We start from the raw sequence: 20447 nt of genomic DNA on the forward strand, positions 1-20447 counted from the left end.
AAGAGTCACGCGTGTGAGTGAACCTGCCCCCGGGCACGCGCGTCCTCTCCAGGAGAGGGGCACTGCGCCCGCAGCACGCCCGAATCCCGACGGAGGATCCGCACGTGAACGACGACCGCACCCGATCGTGGCCCGACCGGGATCCGGACCCGCGGCGTCAGCCCCCCGCCGGAGGCCAGGGAACACCGCCGTGGGCCCGTAATCCGGGCGGGCTGCCGCAGAGCCCCGGCCCCCGGCCGCCGCAGAATCCGGGCCCCCGCCCGCCGCGGGCCCAGCCCAACCGGCCCGGCACCCCGCCGCCCGGCTTCCGGCAGCCGCCGCAGGGCGGCCGCCGTCCCGGGCCGCCGCCGCAGGGGCCGTACCAAGAGCCCGAGCTGATGACCCACCACGTGCACAACGGCACGGTGAACGGGCAGCAGGACCCGCTCGGCCCCGACGACGTCTTCCCCGAGGAGCCGGAACTCGACGCCAAGGGCAGACCGGTCCTCACCGCCGCGCAGCGCAAGAAGCGCCGGTGGAAGATCATCCGACGTTCGCTGTACGCGTTTGTCGGCGTGTTCATCGTGATCCCGGCGATCGCGTTCGTGATCACCTACTTCAGCGTCGACGTGCCCTCCCCGCAGAGCGTCGCCTCGACGCAGAACCAGGCCGTCACCTACCTCTATGCCGACGGCAGCGCGATGGGCAAGGACGTGCCCTCGGGCGGAAACCGGCAGATCCTTACCTCGCAACAGATCCCCGACATCGTCAAGCACGCGGTGATCGCGACGGAGGACGCGTCGTTCGAGACCAACTCCGGCTTCGACGTCACGGGCATCCTGCGCGCGGTCTACAACCAGGTGACCGGCGGCAGCGGCGGTGGCTCCACGATCTCGCAGCAGTACATCAAGAAGGCCACCGACAACGACGCGCCCACGCTCACCCGCAAGTGGACCGAGCTGGCCAAGTCCTTCAAGATGAACCAGACCTACGAGAAGCAGGACATCATCACCGCGTACCTGAACATCATCTACTTCGGGCGCGGGGCGTACGGGATCGGCGCGGCCTCACAGGCCTTCTTCCACAAGGACGTCAGCCAGCTCGACTACTCCCAGGCGGCGCTGCTCGCGGGCCTGATCCAGCAGCCGGGCCGGTCGGAGAACACGAAGGTGGCCACCGGCCGCTGGAACACCGCGCTCGACCGCATGCTGCAGAACCACTACATCACCCAGCAGCAGCGGGCGAGCGCCCAGTTCCCGGCGCCGATCCCGCTGTCGGACTCGAAGAGCGACTCGGGTGCGCCGTACAGCTTCATCTCCGACCAGGTGAGGTTGGAGATGACTCAGCACGGCATCCCGGACGACAAGTACTACTCCGGCGGCTACACCGTGCAGACCACGATCGACAAGAAGGCGCAGGACGCGGCCCAGCAGGCGGCGACCGACGTGCTGAAGGACCAGGTGGACGACCGCCTGCTCGACGCGCTGGTGGCCATCGACCCGAAGACCGGCGGCGTGCTGGCCTACTACGGCGGCCCGGTGACCGTCGACGTGAACGGCCAGAAGCAGGCCGCGCGCGACTGGGCGGACACCCCGCAGAACCCGGGCTCGTCGATGAAGGCGTACGACCTCACCGCGTTCCTCAAGATGGGCAACGGGATCAACAAGACCTTCGACGGCACCAACAACCGGGTGTTCGACGGGCGCAAGGTCCGCAACGCCGGCCCGAGCAGCAGCTGCTCGACGCAGTGCACCGTCGCCGAGGCGATGATGCGCTCGGCGAACACGGTGTTCTACGACATGGTCCTGAACGTCACGCACCAGGTGCCGGTGGAGCAGGCCGCGCAGGAGGCGGGCGTGCGCACCACCAGTGACGGCGGCAAGTCCGAGATCTCCACCAAGGACAACAACATCTCCCTCGGCGGCGGTGACACCCGGATCACCCCGGCCGACATGGCGGCGGGCTATTCGACGTTCGCGGCGAACGGCGTCCAGCGCGACCGGCACTTCGTGCTGAAGGTGACGAACGCGCAGAACGAGATCGCGTACGAAGCCACGCCCAGCGCGGGCAAGCCGGCGTTCGCCCCCGACTCCGATCTGAGCAAGCAGATCGCGGGCAACGTGACCAAGGCGTTGAAGCCGGTCATCGACTTCTCGCACCTGAAGTGCCCGTCGGGTCACGAGTGCGCCGGCAAGACCGGCACGCAGCAGCACACCAAGCGGGCGAACGAGCCGGCCTGGTCCGCCGACGCGAACGCCCAGACCTGGATGGTCGGCTACACCCCGTCGGTCTCGGTCGCGGCCTGGGTCGGCGCGGACGGCGACCAGAACCTGCACGGCAAGAACAACTCGCCGATCTTCGGGTCCACCATCGCGGGCCCGTTGTGGCAGAAGTTCATGACCACCTACCTGGCGGGCAAGCCGAGCGAGAAGTTCGACGACGTGCCCCTCATCGGCGACGCCGCGCCGCCGTCCGACGGGCCGTCCGACACCAACACCCCGCCGCCGGACAACACGGGCGACCAGGGCGGGCTGCAGACCAACACGGGCGACCAGCCCACCGGGCACCCGGGCAACGGCAACGACCCGACCCAGGCCTCGCGCACCCCGAAGCCGCCGAAGCACAGCCAGACCAACAGCCCGACCGACACGGGCGGACCACCGAACCCCGGCAACCAATGACGTGAAAAGGGGCGCCCCCACCGAATTCCGGTGGGGGCGCCCTTTTTTCAGGGGAAGCCGTGGTCTCGACGCTGGGGGTCGCCAAGACCACGGCCGGTACTGGGGGTCAGCCTTCGGACAGGCTGACCACGCGGGCCTGCGCGCCCGATCGGTGCGCGGCCTCGATCACGCGCAGGGTCTCGACTGAGCTGGCCGGGTCGACCGGGAACGCCGCCTCGCCGCGCAGCGCGTCCCGGACCTGGGCGTAGAAGTCCTGGTAGCGGCCGACCTCGGTGGGCACGGTCTCGGTGGCGTCGTCGACGCCCAGCGTGCCCGCGTCGGCAGCCGGCTCGACGCCCCAGCCCTCGTCACCGGGGCGCAGGCCGTCCTTGATCTGGGGCTCCTGCACGTCGAGGCCGTACTTGGTGAACGTCGCGTGGTCGCCCAGCACGCGGAAGCGCGGGTTGCGCGTCGCGGCCAGCGCGGAGGCCCACAGGTGCGAGCGGACGCCGTTGGTGTGGTGCAGCGCGACGAACACGTCGTCGTCCACCGCCACACCGGGGCGACGGCGGTCGACCTCCGCGTACACCTCGGCGACCGGACCGAACAGCTGCAGCGCCTGGTCGACGATGTGCGCGCCCAGGTCGTAGAGCAGGCCGCCGGCCTCGGCGGGGTCGCCGAACTCGCGCCAGTTGTCCTTGACCTTCGGCACCCAGCGGTCGTACCGCGACTCGAAGCGGAAGACCTCGCCGAGCCGGCCGGACTCCAGCACCTTGCGCACGGTCAGGAAGTCCGAGTCCCAGCGGCGGTTCTGGAACACCGTCAGCCCGACGTCCTTGGCCTTGGCCGCGGCGACGACCCGCGACGCCTCGGCGGCGGTCGGCGCGAACGGCTTGTCCACGACCAGCGGCAGGCCCAGCTCGATCGCGCGGAGGGCGAGCGGCACGTGCGTCCGGTTCGGGGTGCTGACCACGACCAGGTCCAGCTCGCCCGCGCGGGCGAAGAACTCGTCCGGGCCGGGAATCACGTCGGCGTCCGGGTACTCGGCGCCGGCCTGCGCGGCCCGCTCGGGGTTCGAGGTGACGATCGCCGCGGGCGCCAGGCCCGGGGTCGCCGCCACCAGCGGCGCGTGGAAGACGCGGCCGCCGATCCCGTAGCCGAGGATCCCCACTCGCAAGTCATCAGCCATACGGCCTATTAAACAACACTGTTGCGAAACTAGCCAGCTCTGCGAAGATCACCGCATGACGGAATCCGGGGTCAACCTGCGCGGGCTGCGGCGGCACAACCGGGCGATGCTGCTCGGCCACATCCTGCGCTCCGGCGGCCTCAGCCGCGTCGAGCTCGCCGAGCGTAGCGGGCTGACCCAGCAAGCGGTGTCGAAAATCGTCACCGAGTTGCTGGAGACGGAGCTGCTGGACGTCGAACGCCAGCCGTCCACCCGCGTCGGCAAGCCGCGCACGCTGCTGCGCATCCGGCCCTCGGCGCGGTGCGCCCTCGGCGCCCAGCTGGACCGCGACGAGTTCCGCGTGCTGCGCACCGACCTGATCGGCGGCGCCGAGGACGTGGTGGAAGGCCCGCTGCCCGTCGGCTTCACCCCCGAGCAGGCCGTCACCGCGCTCGCCGACGCGTCGCGCAAGCTGCTCGCCGACGTCGACCCGGCGCGGGTGCTGGGCCTCGGCGTCGGCGCGGTGGGCCCCCTCGACCACCTCGAGGGCCGCGTCCGCGACGCGACGAACATGCCCGGCTGGCACGACGTTCCCCTGCGCGACCTGCTGGCCGAGCGCACCGGCCTGCCCGTCACGCTCGACAAGAACACCAACTCCGCGGCGTTCGCGCACGCCTGGCCGCAGGAGACCGAGCCGTCCGCGGCCGTGGTGCTCGTGGGCACCGGCATCGGCGTCGGGCTGCTGGTCGACGGGCGGGTCTACCGCGGGCCGCGCACGAACGCCGGTGAGTTCGGCCACACCACGATCGCGTACGAAGGCCCGCGCTGCGCGTGCGGCCGGCGCGGCTGCGTCGAGGTCATGCACAACTCCGCGGCCACCACGGAGGAGGCCGCGCGGCTGCTCGGCATCGGGCTCGCCGACCTGGTGCAGGTGCTCGACCTGGAGCGGATCGTGCTGTTCGGCCGGGCCGTGCGCGCCGCCCCGGAGGTCTACCGCGACACCGTCGCCGGTGAGCTGCGCGAGCTGCTGCCGGTGCCGCACTGGCAGCGGATCGACGTCGAGCTCAGCACCTTGAGCGAGGACGCGGTGGCCTTGGGCGGGGCATTCGAGGTGCTTGCCGGGTTCTACGAAACGCCGAAATGACAGGCTCCTGACCTGCATACCGATAACATCCGCGGCGTGCCCGACCAAGCCACCGACGAAGAGCCGGACGCGGCTCCCCGCACGCTGACCCCAGCCGAGCGGATAGTGCCCAGCTGGACCGACCCGCTGGCGGCCGCGGCGACGAGACCGCTGGGCGGCCCGCTGGGCGAGCACGCGGCGGTCGGCAGGCACTGGTTCTGGTCACCACAGCGCGTCGGCCTCGCGGTCGCGATGCTGGCACTGGTCGTGTGCTGGTTCGGCAAGGCCTCGTGCATCCAGCAGTACACCGACTCCAGCGGCGCCAACCAGCTGGACTGGCGGGCCGGGCGCCCGTTCGTCGCGATGTGCTATTCCGACATCGTCCCGCTCTACAGCTCCGAACGGCTGAACGACCCGCACACCTTCCCGTACGTCTCCTCGTGGAAAGAGGACACGCAGACCGCGGAGAACCAGACGCGGTACATGGAGTACCCGGTGGTCAGCGGGCTCTTCCAGTGGGTCAACGCGAAACTGGCGGCGGGCTGGCTCTCGCTCGCCGACGCCGGCTGGCTGCCCGGCGCGCTGCCGGTGGCGATCTACTTCGACATCTCCGCGTTCTGGCTCGCGCTCGCCTGGCTGGTCACGGTCTGGGCGACCGGGCGCACCATGAAACGCCGGCCGTGGGACGCGCTGCTGGTGGCGGCCTCGCCGCTGGTGCTGGTGCACGCGTTCACGAACTTCGACGCCATCGCCACGGCGTTCACCGCCGCCGCGCTGCTCGCCTGGTCACGCCGCCGGCCGGAGGTGGCGGGCGTGCTGCTCGGCCTCGGCGCGGCCACGAAGCTGTACCCGCTGTTCTTGCTCGGTGTGCTGTTCGTGCTCTGCCTGCGCGCGGGGAAACTGCGCGCGTGGGGGAGAACAGCGCTGTTCACCGCGCTCGCCTGGCTGGTCGTGAACGTCCCGTTCATCCTCGTCGCGACCCGCGGATGGTGGGAGTTCTTCCGGCTCAACACCCTGCGGCCGATGGACCCGGACTCGCTCTACAACGCCTTCTCCTACGCCACCGGCTGGACCGGCTTCGACGGCGTGCTCCAAAAAGGACAGACGCCGACCTGGCTCAACATCGTGGTCGCGGTGCTGTTCCTGTCCTGCTGCGCGGGGATCGCGTACATCGGGCTGACCGCCCCGCGGCGGCCGCGGCTCGGGCAGCTCGCCTTCCTGGTGGTGGCGGCGTTCCTGCTGACGAACAAGGTGTGGAGCCCGCAGTACTCGCTCTGGCTGGTGCCGCTGGCGGTGCTCGCGATCCCGCGCTGGCGGCTGCTGCTCGGCTGGATGGTGATCGACGCGCTGGTCTGGGCGCCGCGGATGTTCTACTACCTCGGCACCGACCACAAAGGACTGCCGGAGGGCTGGTTCCTCGGCACGGTGGTGGTGCGCGACCTGGCCGTGATCGGGCTGTGCGTGCTGGTGATCCGCGAGATCTACCGCCCCCGCACCGACCTCGTCCGGCTGTCCGGCGACGACGACCCAGCCGGCGGCGTCCTCGAGCGAACCCGCGATCGCGTACGGCTGCAAGGGTTTCGCAGCCGGCCGTCGAGGGCCGCGCACGCGGCGGCCCGGCATGCCGAAAGTCCGTGAAGGACTCCTTACCCGCGTCCCACGCCGGTAAGGAGTCCTTGACGGCTTTTGCCTCAGCCGACCTGCTTGCGCAGGTAGGCGATGTCCGCGGCCTGCCCGTCGCCCGGCGTCTCGACCACCACGGGGGCGCCGGCCTGGCGCACGACCTCGGCGAGCACCTCGGGGTCGATCGTGCCGTCGCCGTCCACCACGTTGGCGTGGCGGTCGCGGTTGGAGCCGAACTCGTCGCGGGAGTTGTTGAGGTGCACCAGGTCGATCCGGCCGGTGATGGCCTTGACCTTCTCGACGGCGTCGGCCAAGTCCCAGCCCGCGGCGTAAGCGTGGCAGGTGTCGAAGCAGAAGCCCGCGCCGAACTCGCCGACCTTGTCCCAGAGCCGCGCGATCACGTCCAGCTCGCGGGTCATCGCGTTCTCGCCGCCAGCGGTGTTCTCGATCAGGATCGGCACGGCGAAGCCGCCCTTTTCGGCCTCGCGCTCGAAGAGCTTGCGCCAGTTGGCCAAACCGTCCTCGACGTCGTCGCCGGCGGTGACGTGGCCGCCGTGCACGATGAGCCCCTTCGCGCCGATCTCGGCCGCGCCGGCCGCGTGCTGCGTGACGTTCTTACGGGATGGGATGCGAATGCGATTGTTCAGCGACGCCACGTTGATCAGATAAGGCGCGTGGATGAACACCTCGACCGGTGCCGCCTTGATCGCCTCGCCGTGCGGATGCGGCTTCGGCGCCTTCCATCCTTGCGGGTCAGACAGGAAAAACTGGACGACCTCGGCTTCTCGCTCGGCGACGGCGGCGAGCGGATCGTCGTCTCGGACATGGGCGCCAATCTTCATGCGAGCACGCTACCCCCGAGTGAATCCGCACCGGAGAGCCCAGTTCGTCACGCTCGTGGAGTACCGTGAGCGCGTTCCGTGATCCAGTCTGGGGCCGACGGAGGGCTTGTATGGGGAAGAACGCCGCCCGGATCACCGCGCTGGGGATCGCCGCCGCGGTACCGGTGCTGTCCGCCGCGATCGCGCTCCCGGCGACCGCCGCCGCGGATACCAGCCCCACCCTCAGCGGCAGCTGCCCGGCCACCCTCCAGAACGGCAAGGACGGCCAGGGCCTGACCGTCGACGCGGGCGCCCCGCTCAACGCGCCGAACCGGCTCACCGTCGGCCTCGACTCGAAGTCGAAGCAGGCCGACGGCCAGAACAACCTGCTGAACCTCCCGGTCGGCGACGTCGTGCGCACACTGGGCGTCGGCGAGGTGCCGGTGGTCGGCGACGCGGCGAGCAACACCGTCTGCCCGGTGGTGCAGGGCGCGGCCAACGGCGTCGGCAACACGACGCAGGCGCTGATCGGCGGCGTCCAAGGCGCGCTGCCCCAGCCTCCGGGCGGCCCCGGCGGCACACCCCCTGGTTCGCCTCCGGGTGGCACCCCGCCGCCGGGCGGTTCACCGGGCAGCCCGAACCCCGGCGGTGGCAGCAGTCTCGACCCGGTGGCCACCGGCCCCGGCGACGTGCTGGCCGGCCTCGACTCCATCTCGGGGGTGTTCACCAACGCCGCGATGCTGCCCGCCAGCTTCGTCCAGGCGCCGGTGATCACCCAGGTCATCCCGGGCAAGGTGCCGGAACAGCCGCCGACGGTCGACGAGAAGAAGTCCGGCAGCGCGCAGGCCCTGCCCGCCGTGGCGCCGCCGGCGAAGCTGCCGATGCTGATCGCGGTGCTGGCACTGGCGATCGTCGCCGCGGCGCTGGTGCGCGCGTGGCTGCGCCGCAGGCCCGCCTGACCCGTCTTTCCTTTACTCACCACGAGTGACGCCCGCTTCCACCCGAATGCCGGACATCGGTGGCTGAGCGGGCGTCACTCGTTTTCGTTACCGTCGTTGTCCTGGGGAGAGAAGCTCGACGGGATGCGGCGAAGGGGTCGGCGACCATGCAGCATCGGACACGGAGGGCCACCGCGGTGGGGGCCGCCGCCTTCGTTCTGGCGGGTTCGGCCGTTTTCGCCGCGCCCGGCACTGCCTCGGCGGACACCGTCACGGCGAAATGCGGGGACACCGTCACGGTCAAACCTGGTGACGTCATTTCCACGCCCTTCGGTTTGAAGACCGTGACGGACGGACTGACCAGCCTGGTCGGCGGGCTGCTCGGCGGGCTGTGCCAGGTCACCGTGAAGGTGGTCGACACCGTCGTCGCGCCGGTCCCGGTGCTCGGCGCCCCGGCCGCGAGCGCGGTCAACCAGGCGGTCCAGGGCACCACCAACGGGCTCAGCAAGACGACCGGCGACCTCGGCAATGCGCTCAGCGGCGGCAAGCCCGCGCCGCAGAACCCCGGCCCCGGCGGCAGTCCGCAGCAGCCGCCGAACAACGGTGCCCCGCAAGGTGGCACGCCCGCTGGTCAGAACCCGATTCCCGGGGCGAACAGCCCGCTGCTGCCGTCGTCCGGCGGTGGCGCCGGCCCGCTCTCGACGCTGTTCCCGAACTTCACCAGCCTGCCCTTCGGCTACAGCACCGGTTACGCGCCGATGCGCGACTACAGCGGCATCCCGATGGCGATGGCCGGCCTGTTCACCCCGTCGCCCGCGTTGCGGTACGGCAGCCAGATCCCGGGTTACCAGCCGCAGTACGGCCTCTCGAACCCGGCCGGACCGGCGTCGGGCAGCGCGGGCGTGCAGAACGCCGGGCAGGCCGAGGCGTTACCGACCGACGGCAGCTCTCACACGAACGGGTTGGACTGGCCCATGCTGGTTGCCGTTCTGGCACTCTCCGGAGTCAGCGCGGGCCTGGTGCGCACCTGGGTACTCCGCCGAATGGCCGCTTCTGCTTAGGCCGACTCGCCAGTATCTTTTGCAGGTCCCGGTCGTTATTCCTGTGACAATGGCCAGCGATAACACTGCCCCGGACCTTTTGGAGGACCAAGCTCGTGAGAACACTGCTCGTGCGGAAGACCCCCACCTGGCAGAGAACCCGTCGAGCACTCACTGTCACCGCACTGGCCGCCCTGGTGACGGGCGGCGCGTTCCTCGGCTCCGGCACCGCCTCGGCGGCGACCACGCTGGCCGGCACCTGCAAGGGCTCGGTGAGCGGCAGCATGGGCGACAGCGTCGCGCTGCCGGGCTCCTCGGTCAAGGACGTCGTCCGCCAGGCCGCACAGGAGCAGGTCGGCCTGTTCAACTTCCTCACCGTGTGGCCGGACGCGCTGGCGAACACCATTGCCGGCAAGGGAAACCTCGAGGTCGGCCAGATCCCGCAGTCCGCGGGCGGCACCATCGCCGGCGACGCGATCGGCACCGTCGTGTCCACCGCGCTGAAGGGCTCGAGCGGCCTCGGGCTCACCGCCGGCACCCAGAACCAGGTGCTGACCGCGATCAAGAACAAGGTCGCGTCGGCCTGCGCGCTGACCACGCTCGCCACGAACTACACCGCACCGTCGTCCTCGGCGCCGAGCAACGACCCGTCGAACGGCTCGTCCTCGAACCCGGGCACCGGCGGCTCGCCGCTCGCCAACCTGGTCCCGGGCAACAGCAACGGCGGCACCGCGCCGCAGCGCGACTACAACGGCATCCCCACCGCGACGCCGGGCACGGCGATCGCCCCCGGCATCCGCTACCCGGCCAACGGCGCCCTGCCGGGTGACGCCTCGGCCCCGCAGGTCGGCGGCCAGAACAGCGAGGGCCAGGGCCCGGACATCCGCAACGCCGGCAACGCCGAGTCGCTCGCGGCGCCGGGCAGCGCGAACGACGTCCAGCTGCCGATGCTGCTCGCGGTGATCGTGCTGGCCGGCGTGACCGCGGGGCTGGTCCGCACCTGGGTGCTGCGCCGGGCCTCCTGACCCGTCCTGCGCGACCCGCCGCGCGGGACTGTCGGTGCCCCCGAGTACGCTTACCTGGACAAACCCTCCTGCCACGGACAGTCCGTGGCCGCGAGCCCATAGGAGGTGAGTGGTTATGTCACGCCATTACGAGGTAATGGTCATCCTGGACCCCACGCTCGACGAGCGCACGGTGGCCCCGACACTGGACAACTTCCTCAACGTGATCCGCACTTCGGGCGGAAGCGTCGAGAAGGTTGACGTCTGGGGACGTCGTCGCCTTTCGTACGAGATCAAGAAGCACGCCGAGGGCATCTACGCGCTGCTGGACCTGAACTCCGACGCGGACGCCGTCAAGGAGCTCGACCGCCAGCTTTCGCTGCAGGAGACCGTGCTGCGCACGAAGGTCATGCGCCGCGAGGTCAAGCGCGCCGCGGCCAAGCCCGCTGCTGCCGCGGCTGCGCCCGCTGCCGCCAAGGCCTGATCCGAAGGGACGCCACCCGTGGCTGGAGACACCGTCATCACGGTGATCGGGAACCTGACTTCCGACCCGGAGCTGCGCTTCACCCCGTCCGGTGCGGCGGTCGCGAACTTCACCGTCGCGTCCACCCCGCGCACCCTCGACCGCCAGTCGGGCGAGTGGAAGGACGGCGAGGCGCTGTTCCTGCGCTGCAACATCTGGCGCCAGGCGGCGGAGAACGTCGCCGAGTCGCTGACCCGCGGTGCCCGCGTGGTCGTGCAGGGCCGGCTCAAGCAGCGGTCCTTCGAGACCAAGGAAGGCGAGAAGCGCACCGTCGTCGAGCTCGAAGTCGACGAAATCGGGCCCTCGCTGCGCTACGCCACGGCGAAGGTCAACAAGGTCAGCCGCGGTGGCGGTGGCGGCGGTGACTTCGGCGGCGGCGGTGGCGGCGGCTTCAACGGCGGTGGCGGCGGTGGCGGCAACCGCGGTGGCGGAGGCGGCGCGCCCGCCGACGACCCGTGGGGCTCCGCGCCCCCCGCAGGTGGCGGCGGCGGCGGTTTCGCCGACGAGCCCCCGTTCTGATCTCGTACTTTCATCACCCAAGATTTGATTCCAGGAGTAGACAGTGGCCAAGCCACCCATCCGTAAGCCCAAGAAGAAGGTCTGCGTTTTCTGCAAGGCCGAGAAGAAGGGCCGCCCGGAGCTGATCGACTACAAGGACACCAACCTGCTGCGGAAGTACATCTCCGACCGCGGCAAGATCCGTGCCCGTCGCGTCACCGGCAACTGCAGCCAGCACCAGCGGGACATCGCCATCGCGGTGAAGAACTCGCGCGAGATGGCCCTGCTTCCCTACACCTCGACTGCCCGCTGAGGAGGCTCGTCATGGCGAAGATCATTCTCACCACGGACGTGGCGAACCTCGGCGGCCCCGGCGACATCGTCGAGGTCAAGGACGGCTACGCCCGCAACTACCTGCTGCCCCGCGGTTACGCGATCGCGTCCAGCAAGGGTGCCGAGAAGAACGTGCGCACCATCAAGCGCGCACAGGAGTCCCGGCGCATCCGCGACCTCGACCACGCCAAGGAAATCAAGGCGACCCTCGAGGGCCTCGGCGCCATCCCGCTGACCGGCAAGGCGGCGGAGGGCTCGAAGAAGCTCTTCGGCTCCATCACGGCCGGCGAAATCGTCGACGCGATCAAGGCCGCTGGCGGCCCCCTGCTCGACAAGCGCGTCCTCGAGCTGCGCGACCACATCAAGACGGTCGGCAAGCACTCCGTCGGCGCCCGCCTCCACCCGGACGTCAAGGTCGACGTCCGCCTCGAGGTCAAGGCCGTCGCGAACTGACGCCCTGCTCCACCTGTTTCGCGAAAGCGGGGCGCTCCCATTTCCTGGGGGGGCGCCCCGCTTTTGTTGTTCTCGGGAGCGCGCCGCCTTTGTTGTTCTCCAGTACCTTCAACGGACCGGGCCACGCTGAGTTAGCATCCGAGTCGCTTCCGTACCGAAGAGGGGGACTCTCCGTGCGCCTTTCCCGCAACGCCCAGCTAGTCGGCGCCACCCTCGGCGCCCTGTGTCTGCTCACCGCCTGCGGCGGCGGCTCGTCGAGCGCTCCGCCATCCCCGAGCCCCACTTCGTCGGGCAACGGACCGAAGGTACCGGCCCCGCTGCCCACCCAAGCCCTGCTCACCGACCCGTGCAGCACCCTGACCGCCACGGAAGCGGACGGCGTCGGCTTGGCTTCGCCGGGCCGGAAGCGCACCTCGGGCCTGCAGGGCTGCGTCTGGAAGTCTTCGGCGACGGAACAGAACCAGATCGGGCTGACACCACTACCGCAGAACACCGGCGGCATCAGCGACATCTATGACAACAAACCGCATTCCGTGTATTTCGAACCCGTCGACATCAACGGCTACCCGGGTGTCTACACCGATATCCAGGACGCCCGCGCCGACGGCAGCTGCACCCTCTGGGTCGGCGTCACCGACCAACTCGCGGTCTCGGTCATCCCGCAAATCGGAGTCGGCGCGAACAAGAACGACCCGTGCGCCCTCGCGAAGAAGTTCGCAATCGCGATGGTGACGCACCTGAAGGCATCGTCATGAGCCCGACGCCGCGGACGGAGCGGCATCGTCCCCAAAGCGAGTTGAGGAGTTTGAGGTATCCCAGGCTGCCCCGCACCGTCCGGGCTGCCGCCGTCGCTGCCCTCGGGTTGCTCACCGCCTGCAGCGGCGGCTCTTCGAGCCCTCCGCCATCCCCGAGCCCCACTTCGTCGAGCGATGGACCGAAGGTACCGGCGCCGCTGCCCACCCAAGCCTTGCTCACCGACCCGTGCAGCATCCTGACCGCCGCGGAAGCGACCCAGGTCGGCCTGAACTCGCCCGGCAAAAACGACAGCACGAGCACATTGCCTGGCTGCATGTGGAAGTCCTCGGCAACGGAAGTGAGCCAAATCGGGCTGACGGCACTGCCACAGAACACCGGCGGCATCAGCGACATTTACACCAAGAAGCCGGGCTCTGCGTACTTCGAACCCGTCGACATCAACGGCTACCCGGGCGTCTACACCGACATCCAAGACGCCCGCGCCGACGGCAGCTGCACCCTCTGGGTCGGCGTCACAGACCAACTCGCCGTCTCCGTCATCCCGAACATCCAGAGCGGCCCGAACAAGAACGACCCATGCGGCATCGCGAAGAAGTTCGCGACCGCGATGATCGCGCACCTGAAGTCCTCGTCCTGAGCCCAAGAGCCTCGGGAGAGGCGAACGAGGCCAACACCATCCGGCGTCGCCGCCCGTCTCGATGCCCAGGTCGTTGCGAACCGGCTCCACCGTTGAAAGCGGGGCGCTCCCGACTCCAGGGAGCGCCCCGCTTTTGCCGTTCTCCGGAACCTTCAACGGGTCGGGCCACGCTGAGTTAGCATCCGAGTCGCTTCCGTACCGAAGAGGGGATTCCCGTGCGCATGTCCCGCACCGTGCAGCTCACCGGCGCCGCACTCGGCGCCCTCTGCCTGCTCACCGCCTGCGGCACCAAGACCGACAACACGCCGCCCACCGCGCCCGCCCCATCGAGCGCCGACGTGGCCGCGAACCTCAAGGTCCCAGCCCCACTACCCACCGGCGACCTGCTCTCGAACCCCTGCGCCGTCATCGCGCCCAGCCAGTTCGACGCCCTCAATTTCGCCGGCGCGGGGACGAAGTCGGACACCGCCGGCGACCCGAGCGTCGGACCGGACTGCCGTTGGGTGTCCAAGAAGGACGACGGCAACGTCATCTTCATCGGCTCGCTGCCGGGAAACAAAAACGGCATCAGCGACATCTACGCCGGCAAACCGCAAGCTGCGTACTTCGACCCCGTGACTGTCGACGGTTACCCAGGCGTCCTCAGCGATGTCCACGACGGCCGCCCTTCCGGGAACTGCACCGTCTGGGTCGGCGTCACCGACCAGCTCGCCGCATCGGTCAACGCCCAGATCTCCTCGGACGACTCCAAATCGAACACCTGCGCCATCGCGCAGAACGTCGCGGAAGCGATGATCCAACATCTGAAGGGCGCAGCCTGACCATGGCCCCGGGGGGAGCTGCCCCTGCTTCAACGTTCACCCATTCGGGCGCTTAAACCATGCGGCCGACCTTGCCTTTCCGTAGTTTCCGAACCGGCAGCGGGAACCAACCGCGTTGAGTTACCATCCAAGTTGCTGATCTCGCCAATTGGGGAGCGGGAAGTAGCTAAGGGGGTCTTGGACCATGGCCGAAGTGCCACCACCAGCACCGATCCAAGTCGGCGGTTACGGCCCGGCCGGTGGGTACAAGTTCAGCGCGGACGAGGTCGACTCCGTCATCACGAAGTGGCAGGCCCTCTCCGACGACCTGAGCAAAGACCTCGCGCACGCCCGGACGATCGCCGGAGTCAAACGACCGGCCGACGAGCCCGCCAGCAATGACTTCATCGACAAGGGTGCCAACCCGTCCGGGCAGACCCTGCTCGAACAGCACCAGCGGATGTCTGAGTACGTGAACAACTTCATCACGGCGCTCAAGGCGGCCAAGAACAAGATCACCGTGGCCGAACAAGAGGCCCGCGATTCCGCCAGCAAAACAGGTCAAGGAGTCTGAGCTACCCCATGCTGCCCCGTACCGTCCGGCTCGCCGCCGCGACCGTCGCCGCCCTCGGCCTTCTTACCGCCTGCAGCGGCGGCAATGGCGGCTCCGAGGACCCTTCGCCGTCTCAGAGCCCGAGCAGCAGCTCATCCGGCGACGGACCGAAGGTACCCGCCCCGTTGGCCACTCAGGCCCTGCTCAGCGACCCGTGCAGCGTCCTGACCGAGGCGGAAGCAACCCAGGTCGGCCTTCGCTCACCCGGCAAGAAAGACAGCACGAGCAACCTGGTCAGCTGCACCTGGAAGGCTACTCAGACGGAGCAGAACCAAGTCGCGCTGACACCGCTGCCGCAGAACACCGGTGGCATCAGCGACATCTACACCAAGAAGACCGGCGCTGCGTACTTCGAGCCCGTCGACATCAACGGCTACCCGGGTGTCTACACCGACATCCAGGACGCGCGTGCGGACGGCAGCTGCACGCTCTGGGTCGGCGTCACCGACCAACTGGCAGTCTCAGTGATCCCGAACATCGGTGTCGGCGCGAACAAAACTGACCCGTGCGGCGTCGCGAAAAGGTTCGCGACCGCGATGATCACGCACCTGAATTCGTGATCACCATGAGCCCAAGAGCCTCGGAAGGAGTGGCACATCATGGGGAATGATGCCAACACCGTCGGCAAGGAACTGAAGTACGCCGCGGCTGGCGCAGGGGTTGGTGCCGCCGTGGGGTCGGTCGTTCCGGTCCTCGGCACGGCGGTTGGCGCGGGCGTCGGTGCCCTCGCCGGCAGCCTGGTCGGTCTGTTCAGCGGCGGTCCGGAGGCGCAGAACGCCGAAGCGAACGTCGGCGGGCGGTCCATCGACGCCCGGACGATCTGGGAGAAGATCAACCCGGGCAACTCAGAGTCTCTCAACAACGGTGTGACCGCGGCCGGTGCGCTGCAGCAGGTCCATGCCGACCGTGTCACGCAGATCGACACGCTCAACAAGAGCATGGACGCCGCCTGGCAGGGCGGTGGCGCAACCGCCGCGCAGGCCGGCGCGCACCCGCTCGGTCTCTGGCTGCAGGACTCGGCCAGCAACCTCCAGAAGAGCCACACGTACCTGAACACTCAGGTCGAGAGCTTCGGCACCGTGCACAAGAGCGTGCAGGAGATCGCCAAGGACCCGCCGTCCGCGGGGTTCCTCGACGGGGTCAACCCGTTCAGTGACAAAGACGATCAGATCAACAAGTACAACGAGGTCGGCAAGGCCAACGTCCAGGCCTACACGAACTATTACAACGCCAGCAGCAGCAACGCCGGCGGGCTGCCGCAGTACAGCGCGTGGCAGGGGAACAACCTGTCGAACCCCCCGGGTGGCGGCGGGAAGTTCCCCGGCGGCCCCGGCAGCGGTGGCGGTGGCGGATTCAACGGAGCCGGCGGCGGCGGTGGCGGCGGGAGCTTCACTCCGCCCAACACCGGGAACATGCCGAAGTTCGACACCAAGGTGCCGACCGGAAGCCTGCCCCACGGGCCGGGCAACATCGGGGACCCGACCGCGAACCTGCCCGGCGGCAGTCATATCCCGGGGTCGGACACGACTTCGGCGTCGAGTTATGTGCCTCCGTCGCTTGATCCGAGCAGCTTCGGGCCCGGTGGTAGCGCGAGCTTCGGGCTGGGCGGCGGTGGCGGTGGCTTCGGTCCCGGTGGCGGCGGGGCCGGTTCGGGCTCGGGCGTCGGCGGAGTGGCCGGCTTCGGGCCGGGCGGCTTCGGCGGCGGTGGCGCGATGTCCGGGGCCGGCGGCGCCGGAGCTGGAGCTGGTGCGGGCGGAATCGGCGGCATGCGCGGCGGCGCCGCGGGTGGCGCGGCCGGCCGGGCCGGTGCGTCCGGCATGGGCGGCATGGGTGGCGCGGGCAAGGGCGGCAAGGGGCCCGGCGACGAGGAGCACGAGACCAAGTACCTCGTTGAGGAAGACCCCAACGAGCTGTTCGGCTCCGACGAGCTGACTGCTCCTCCTGTCATCGGTGAATGAGGCCTGGAAACGTGATCACTCTGGACCGTCCCACCAAGTTCACCATCCCGACGCTGCTCAACCTGATCAAGCGCCGGGGCGGTGAAGCGCACCAGACGTTCTCCGAGGTGCCGACCTTCTACGACGAGACCGCCGAGCGCACGCTCGACCAGCAGGTCAACGCCGTCCTCACCGAAAACGGCCTGATGGGCGCGCGCGGGATGGACCGGGACCTGCTGAGCCTCGTCGAGTCGATCTCGCACCCGCAGCTGGAGTACTACGGCTGGTTCGACGGGGAGTTCGAGGACGGCAGCCCGGCGAACTACTCCGTACTCGTCGGCAGTGGCAGCGGTGGTGGGTTCGGCCTGATCCGGGTCGCGGGCGAGGACACCGTGACGGTCCAGCGGCAGCGTTCCGACCTGCTGCTGCAGACCTTCCTCGACATGATCCCGCAGAGCCGAGGCGCCAACGGGCAGCCGCTGGTGACCAGCAAGAGCGAGTTCGAGAGCGGCCGGTCCGCGTCCGCGGAGGACGAGACCCAGCGCTCGATCATGCGGTCGGCGCCGGGGCGGAGCGAACAGCTCTCGCCGCTCAAGGAGATGCAGCGCATCCTCAAGGCGCCGCGGACCGGGGCCGGCAGCCTGTACGTCGCGGCGCGGCCGAACGGGGGCCGGCGGCGCCGGAGCCCGCGGCCGCTCAACTTCATCGACGTGAGCGAAGGCCGCTGGCTGATGGAGGAACGCCCGGGGCGGGACGACTCGCTCGTGGTGTTCACCCCGGGCACCCCGCAGGTGATCGGGGAGCGGATCCGGAACGCACAGAGCGCCTTGGGCTGACCTGACGCACTACGCCGGGTGGGGTTTCCGCCGTGCCAAGCCAACATGGCCGGACGGTGAACCTCACCCGGTTTTCGTGTCCGGCGCACCCCGCGGGGGTCCTACCTGCGGCTTCTCGCTCAGCGGTTACACAGCGCAGCGGGCGGGTCGGCAATGCCGCTCCTCGTCGTCCGTTCAGCCCACCGTGTCATGGCTCTACGCTCCGTAGCATTCATCCACAGGCGGCTGAACCGGGTCGGCCGCGACACGCCGAACGACGCGCCGGGCGCGACACGCCGGACGAGTTTCGACAAAGTTCTCCACAGTCTCTGCGCAGGGCTTGACCTGGGGGTTTATCCAAGCCGATCAGCCTTGTCCCCAACTTGTCCACAGCGTTACGGCTGCCTGTGACTGGTTGCCCCCAGTCATCCACAAGTTGTCCACAGGACGGTCAACACCCGGAATTGCATTGCTCCTAACGAGGGATCTAGCGTGCGCTGTCGCCCAGTACTCACGGTGGCGCTCGGCGCGTCGATCCACGGGCGAGAGGGACGCCGTACATCATCAGGAGGGGTTCGGCGGGCGACTGGGAAAGCCGGGGAGGATCCGGCATAATCGAACTGGTGTTCGCATGACTCGGGTTACGTGAAACGGGCCGGTGCCGGGCAGTTCGACACATGACCTGTTCGAGAAGTGAAGCGTGAGCCGGCCGGGGTGCGGTCGGCCGAGGAGGTGTCCGGGGCGGTGGCGCTGACCGACGACCGCGGTCCGACGTACGCGGAGTCCGACCCGGGTCCGAGCGACCCCGGGTCCGGCGGCTTCGACCGCCAGCCGCCGCAGGACCTCGCGGCCGAGCAGTCGGTGCTGGGCGGCATGCTGCTGTCGAAGGACGCGATCGCCGACGTCATCGAGGCGCTCGGCCCCGGCGACTTCTACCGGCCTGCGCACCAGGCGGTGTACGACTGCATCCTCGACCTCTACGGCCGCGGCGAGCCCGCCGACCCGATCACGGTCTCGGCCGAGCTGGAGCGGCGGGGCGAGCTCGGCCGCGTCGGCGGTGCGCCGTACCTGCACACGCTGATCGCGACCGTGCCCACCGCGGCCAACGCCGGCTACTACGCCGAGATCGTCTCCGAGAAGGCGGTGCTGCGCCGGCTCGTCGAGGCGGGCACGCGGATCGTGCAGTACGGCTACGGCGCGGCGGCCGCCGACGGCGCCAACATCGACGAGGTCGTCGACCGCGCGCAGGCCGCGATCTACGACGTCACCGAGCGGCGCACGAGCGAGGACTACGTCGCGCTCGAAGACCTGCTGCAGCCGACCATGGACGAGATCGACGCGATCGCCTCGCGCGGCGGCCAGTCGCAGGGCATCCCGACCGGGTTCGCCGACTTCGACGAGCTGACGAACGGCCTGCACCCCGGCCAGATGATCATCGTCGCGGCCCGCCCCGGTGTCGGCAAGTCGACCCTCGGCCTGGACTTCGTCCGCTCGGCGTCCATCAAGCACGGCCTGACCAGCGTCATCTTCTCGCTGGAAATGAGCCGCACCGAGATCGTCATGCGCATGCTCTCGGCCGAAGCCAAGATCCGGCTCGCCGACATGCGCGGTGGCAAGATGTCCGACGACGACTGGACCCGGCTGGCCCGGCGGATGAGCGAGGTCTCCGAGGCGCCGCTGTTCGTCGACGACTCGCCGAACATGACGATGATGGAGATCCGCGCGAAGGCCCGGCGGCTCAAGCAGCGGCACGACCTCAAGCTCGTGATCGTCGACTACCTGCAGCTGATGACGTCGGGCAAGCGCGTCGAGTCGCGGCAGCAGGAGGTCTCGGAGTTCTCGCGGCAGCTCAAGCTGCTGGCGAAGGAGATCGAGGTACCGGTGATCGCGATCTCCCAGCTGAACCGTGGCCCGGAACAGCGCACCGACAAGAAGCCGATGCTGTCCGACCTGCGTGAGTCCGGCTCGCTGGAGCAGGACGCGGACATCGTCATCCTGATCAACCGACCGGACGCCTGGGAGCGCGACGACCCCCGCGCCGGCGAGGCGGACCTGATCCTGGCGAAGCACCGTGCCGGCCCGACCAGCACGATCGTCGTCGCGCACCAGCTGCACTACAGCCGTTTCGTCGACCTCGCGCACGACTGACGCGGAAGGTCTCCATCCACTCGCCGCTACGCGACGGGGGAACCGTCGTCGAGGGTGTCCAGGACGGCGGGTAAGCCGGCTCGCAGCATCTTCCGGCGGACGGTGCCGAGCAGCCGGGCCATGAGAAATCCGCCGACCCCGGTGAAACCCGTGTGGTCGTAGGTGAAACGCGTGCCGCCGGCGTGGGGCTCGAGCCGGTACACGACCTCCGTCACGTCGCCGCCCGCGCTGTCGGTCCACGAGTAGCGAAACAGCGACGGCTCAATCACTTCGAGCACCTCGCAGTCCACTACCCCGTTCCAGCCGGGCTTGGGTTTCGCGTGGAACTGGAACTTCGCGCCCGGCACCAGGACCAGGCCCTCCGGACGGCCGCCCGCGCCGGTCGAGGTCCACCGCGGGATCAGCGCCGGGTCGGTGACGGCTCGCCAGACCTTCGCGGGGGAGTGCGGGTAGTCGCGGACGATGTGGATGGCGCTCATGGTGGCTTCCTCACTCAGTCGGACCGGGTCGAGCTTAGTTTACAGTCACAGAAAACTTTCTGTCGATGAAACTTCCGCTGATCCAGGAAATATCCCGGA

21 protein-coding genes are annotated in these 20447 nt (G+C 69.3%); 18 read left to right on the forward strand and 3 right to left on the reverse strand.

Annotated elements, in window-relative coordinates:
- Positions 1 to 104 precede the first annotated feature (104 nt).
- The gene (locus OG371_RS15100) at positions 105 to 2660 is read left to right on the forward strand and encodes a transglycosylase domain-containing protein (RefSeq protein ID WP_329069657.1); all 2556 of its coding nucleotides are present in this window, start codon (positions 105 to 107) and stop codon (positions 2658 to 2660) included.
- A 106-nt stretch (positions 2661 to 2766) separates the two neighbouring features.
- Here the strand turns inward: OG371_RS15100 and OG371_RS15105 are convergent, their stop codons facing one another.
- Positions 2767 to 3828 (reverse strand): Gfo/Idh/MocA family oxidoreductase, encoded by a 1062-nt coding sequence (locus OG371_RS15105; RefSeq protein ID WP_329069660.1) that lies wholly within the window; start codon positions 3826 to 3828, stop codon positions 2767 to 2769.
- Between the two features lie 55 nt (positions 3829 to 3883).
- Here OG371_RS15105 and OG371_RS15110 point away from each other — a divergent pair, with 55 nt between their 5' ends.
- Together OG371_RS15110 and OG371_RS15115 are read left to right on the forward strand one after the other, a co-directional pair.
- Positions 3884 to 4951, forward strand: coding sequence for an ROK family transcriptional regulator (locus OG371_RS15110; RefSeq protein ID WP_329069662.1), 1068 nt, complete (start codon positions 3884 to 3886; stop codon positions 4949 to 4951).
- 36 nt (positions 4952 to 4987) lie between these two features.
- A complete protein-coding gene (locus OG371_RS15115; protein ID WP_329069664.1) occupies positions 4988 to 6568 on the forward strand; it encodes a glycosyltransferase family 87 protein in 1581 nt (526 codons plus the stop codon).
- A 53-nt stretch (positions 6569 to 6621) separates the two neighbouring features.
- Here the strand turns inward: OG371_RS15115 and OG371_RS15120 are convergent, their stop codons facing one another.
- A complete protein-coding gene (locus OG371_RS15120; RefSeq protein WP_329069666.1) occupies positions 6622 to 7395 on the reverse strand; it encodes a deoxyribonuclease IV in 774 nt (257 codons plus the stop codon).
- Positions 7396 to 7505: 110 nt separating this feature from the next.
- On the opposite strand from OG371_RS15120, the gene OG371_RS15125 reads away from it, so the two are divergent.
- From OG371_RS15125 to dnaB, 15 genes are all read left to right on the forward strand, one after another.
- Positions 7506 to 8333, forward strand: a complete 828-nt coding sequence (locus OG371_RS15125; RefSeq protein WP_329069669.1) for a hypothetical protein — start codon at positions 7506 to 7508, stop codon at positions 8331 to 8333.
- A 146-nt stretch (positions 8334 to 8479) separates the two neighbouring features.
- Entirely contained in the window at positions 8480 to 9373 is an 894-nt protein-coding gene (locus OG371_RS15130) for a hypothetical protein (protein ID WP_329069671.1), read from the forward strand.
- Between the two features lie 104 nt (positions 9374 to 9477).
- Entirely contained in the window at positions 9478 to 10377 is a 900-nt protein-coding gene (locus OG371_RS15135; protein WP_329073079.1) for a hypothetical protein, read from the forward strand.
- A 115-nt stretch (positions 10378 to 10492) separates the two neighbouring features.
- Positions 10493 to 10840, forward strand: a complete 348-nt coding sequence (rpsF, locus tag OG371_RS15140; protein WP_329069673.1) for a 30S ribosomal protein S6 — start codon at positions 10493 to 10495, stop codon at positions 10838 to 10840.
- 18 nt (positions 10841 to 10858) lie between these two features.
- The gene (locus OG371_RS15145; protein ID WP_091624603.1) at positions 10859 to 11398 is read left to right on the forward strand and encodes a single-stranded DNA-binding protein; all 540 of its coding nucleotides are present in this window, start codon (positions 10859 to 10861) and stop codon (positions 11396 to 11398) included.
- Positions 11399 to 11441: 43 nt separating this feature from the next.
- Positions 11442 to 11690: a 30S ribosomal protein S18 gene (rpsR, locus tag OG371_RS15150; RefSeq protein ID WP_003098744.1), complete on the forward strand. Its 249-nt coding sequence runs from the start codon at positions 11442 to 11444 to the stop codon at positions 11688 to 11690.
- Between the two features lie 11 nt (positions 11691 to 11701).
- Positions 11702 to 12163, forward strand: a complete 462-nt coding sequence (gene rplI, locus OG371_RS15155; protein WP_091624600.1) for a 50S ribosomal protein L9 — start codon at positions 11702 to 11704, stop codon at positions 12161 to 12163.
- 173 nt (positions 12164 to 12336) lie between these two features.
- A complete protein-coding gene (locus OG371_RS15160) occupies positions 12337 to 12918 on the forward strand; it encodes a DUF3558 domain-containing protein (RefSeq protein ID WP_329069676.1) in 582 nt (193 codons plus the stop codon).
- A complete protein-coding gene (locus OG371_RS15165; RefSeq protein WP_329069678.1) occupies positions 12915 to 13556 on the forward strand; it encodes a DUF3558 domain-containing protein in 642 nt (213 codons plus the stop codon). The genes OG371_RS15160 and OG371_RS15165 overlap by 4 nt, the downstream gene beginning before the upstream one ends.
- Before the next feature lie 233 nt (positions 13557 to 13789).
- Positions 13790 to 14377, forward strand: coding sequence for a DUF3558 domain-containing protein (locus OG371_RS15170; RefSeq protein ID WP_329069680.1), 588 nt, complete (start codon positions 13790 to 13792; stop codon positions 14375 to 14377).
- A 184-nt stretch (positions 14378 to 14561) separates the two neighbouring features.
- Positions 14562 to 14930, forward strand: coding sequence for a hypothetical protein (locus OG371_RS15175; protein ID WP_329069682.1), 369 nt, complete (start codon positions 14562 to 14564; stop codon positions 14928 to 14930).
- Positions 14931 to 14938: 8 nt separating this feature from the next.
- Positions 14939 to 15529: a DUF3558 domain-containing protein gene (locus OG371_RS15180; protein ID WP_329069684.1), complete on the forward strand. Its 591-nt coding sequence runs from the start codon at positions 14939 to 14941 to the stop codon at positions 15527 to 15529.
- Between the two features lie 39 nt (positions 15530 to 15568).
- Entirely contained in the window at positions 15569 to 16927 is a 1359-nt protein-coding gene (locus tag OG371_RS15185) for a hypothetical protein (protein ID WP_329069686.1), read from the forward strand.
- 11 nt (positions 16928 to 16938) lie between these two features.
- Positions 16939 to 17742, forward strand: a complete 804-nt coding sequence (locus OG371_RS15190; RefSeq protein ID WP_329069688.1) for an ESX secretion-associated protein EspG — start codon at positions 16939 to 16941, stop codon at positions 17740 to 17742.
- A 723-nt stretch (positions 17743 to 18465) separates the two neighbouring features.
- A complete protein-coding gene (gene dnaB, locus OG371_RS15195; protein ID WP_091624876.1) occupies positions 18466 to 19869 on the forward strand; it encodes a replicative DNA helicase in 1404 nt (467 codons plus the stop codon).
- Positions 19870 to 19895: 26 nt separating this feature from the next.
- Here dnaB and OG371_RS15200 read toward each other — a convergent pair whose 3' ends face one another.
- Positions 19896 to 20348: an SRPBCC family protein gene (locus OG371_RS15200; RefSeq protein WP_329069690.1), complete on the reverse strand. Its 453-nt coding sequence runs from the start codon at positions 20346 to 20348 to the stop codon at positions 19896 to 19898.
- Positions 20349 to 20447 lie beyond the last annotated feature (99 nt).

This window comes from Amycolatopsis sp. NBC_01480 (assembly GCF_036227205.1).
In the GTDB taxonomy this organism is placed as follows: domain Bacteria; phylum Actinomycetota; class Actinomycetes; order Mycobacteriales; family Pseudonocardiaceae; genus Amycolatopsis.

What these genes read in the sequence shown, in the direction of transcription:
- OG371_RS15125 (WP_329069669.1), top strand. Translation starts at nt 7,506, where the DNA reads ATGGGGAAGAACGCCGCCCGGATCACCGCGCTGGGGATCGCCGCCGCG.
- OG371_RS15185 (WP_329069686.1), top strand. Translation starts at nt 15,569, where the DNA reads ATGGGGAATGATGCCAACACCGTCGGCAAGGAACTGAAGTACGCCGCG.
- rplI (WP_091624600.1), top strand. Translation starts at nt 11,702, where the DNA reads ATGGCGAAGATCATTCTCACCACGGACGTGGCGAACCTCGGCGGCCCC.
- OG371_RS15105 (WP_329069660.1), bottom strand. Translation starts at nt 3,828, where the DNA reads ATGGCTGATGACTTGCGAGTGGGGATCCTCGGCTACGGGATCGGCGGC.
- OG371_RS15110 (WP_329069662.1), top strand. Translation starts at nt 3,884, where the DNA reads ATGACGGAATCCGGGGTCAACCTGCGCGGGCTGCGGCGGCACAACCGG.
- OG371_RS15165 (WP_329069678.1), top strand. Translation starts at nt 12,915, where the DNA reads ATGAGCCCGACGCCGCGGACGGAGCGGCATCGTCCCCAAAGCGAGTTG.
- OG371_RS15180 (WP_329069684.1), top strand. Translation starts at nt 14,939, where the DNA reads ATGCTGCCCCGTACCGTCCGGCTCGCCGCCGCGACCGTCGCCGCCCTC.
- OG371_RS15130 (WP_329069671.1), top strand. Translation starts at nt 8,480, where the DNA reads ATGCAGCATCGGACACGGAGGGCCACCGCGGTGGGGGCCGCCGCCTTC.
- OG371_RS15120 (WP_329069666.1), bottom strand. Translation starts at nt 7,395, where the DNA reads ATGAAGATTGGCGCCCATGTCCGAGACGACGATCCGCTCGCCGCCGTC.
- OG371_RS15175 (WP_329069682.1), top strand. Translation starts at nt 14,562, where the DNA reads ATGGCCGAAGTGCCACCACCAGCACCGATCCAAGTCGGCGGTTACGGC.
- rpsF (WP_329069673.1), top strand. Translation starts at nt 10,493, where the DNA reads ATGTCACGCCATTACGAGGTAATGGTCATCCTGGACCCCACGCTCGAC.
- OG371_RS15200 (WP_329069690.1), bottom strand. Translation starts at nt 20,348, where the DNA reads ATGAGCGCCATCCACATCGTCCGCGACTACCCGCACTCCCCCGCGAAG.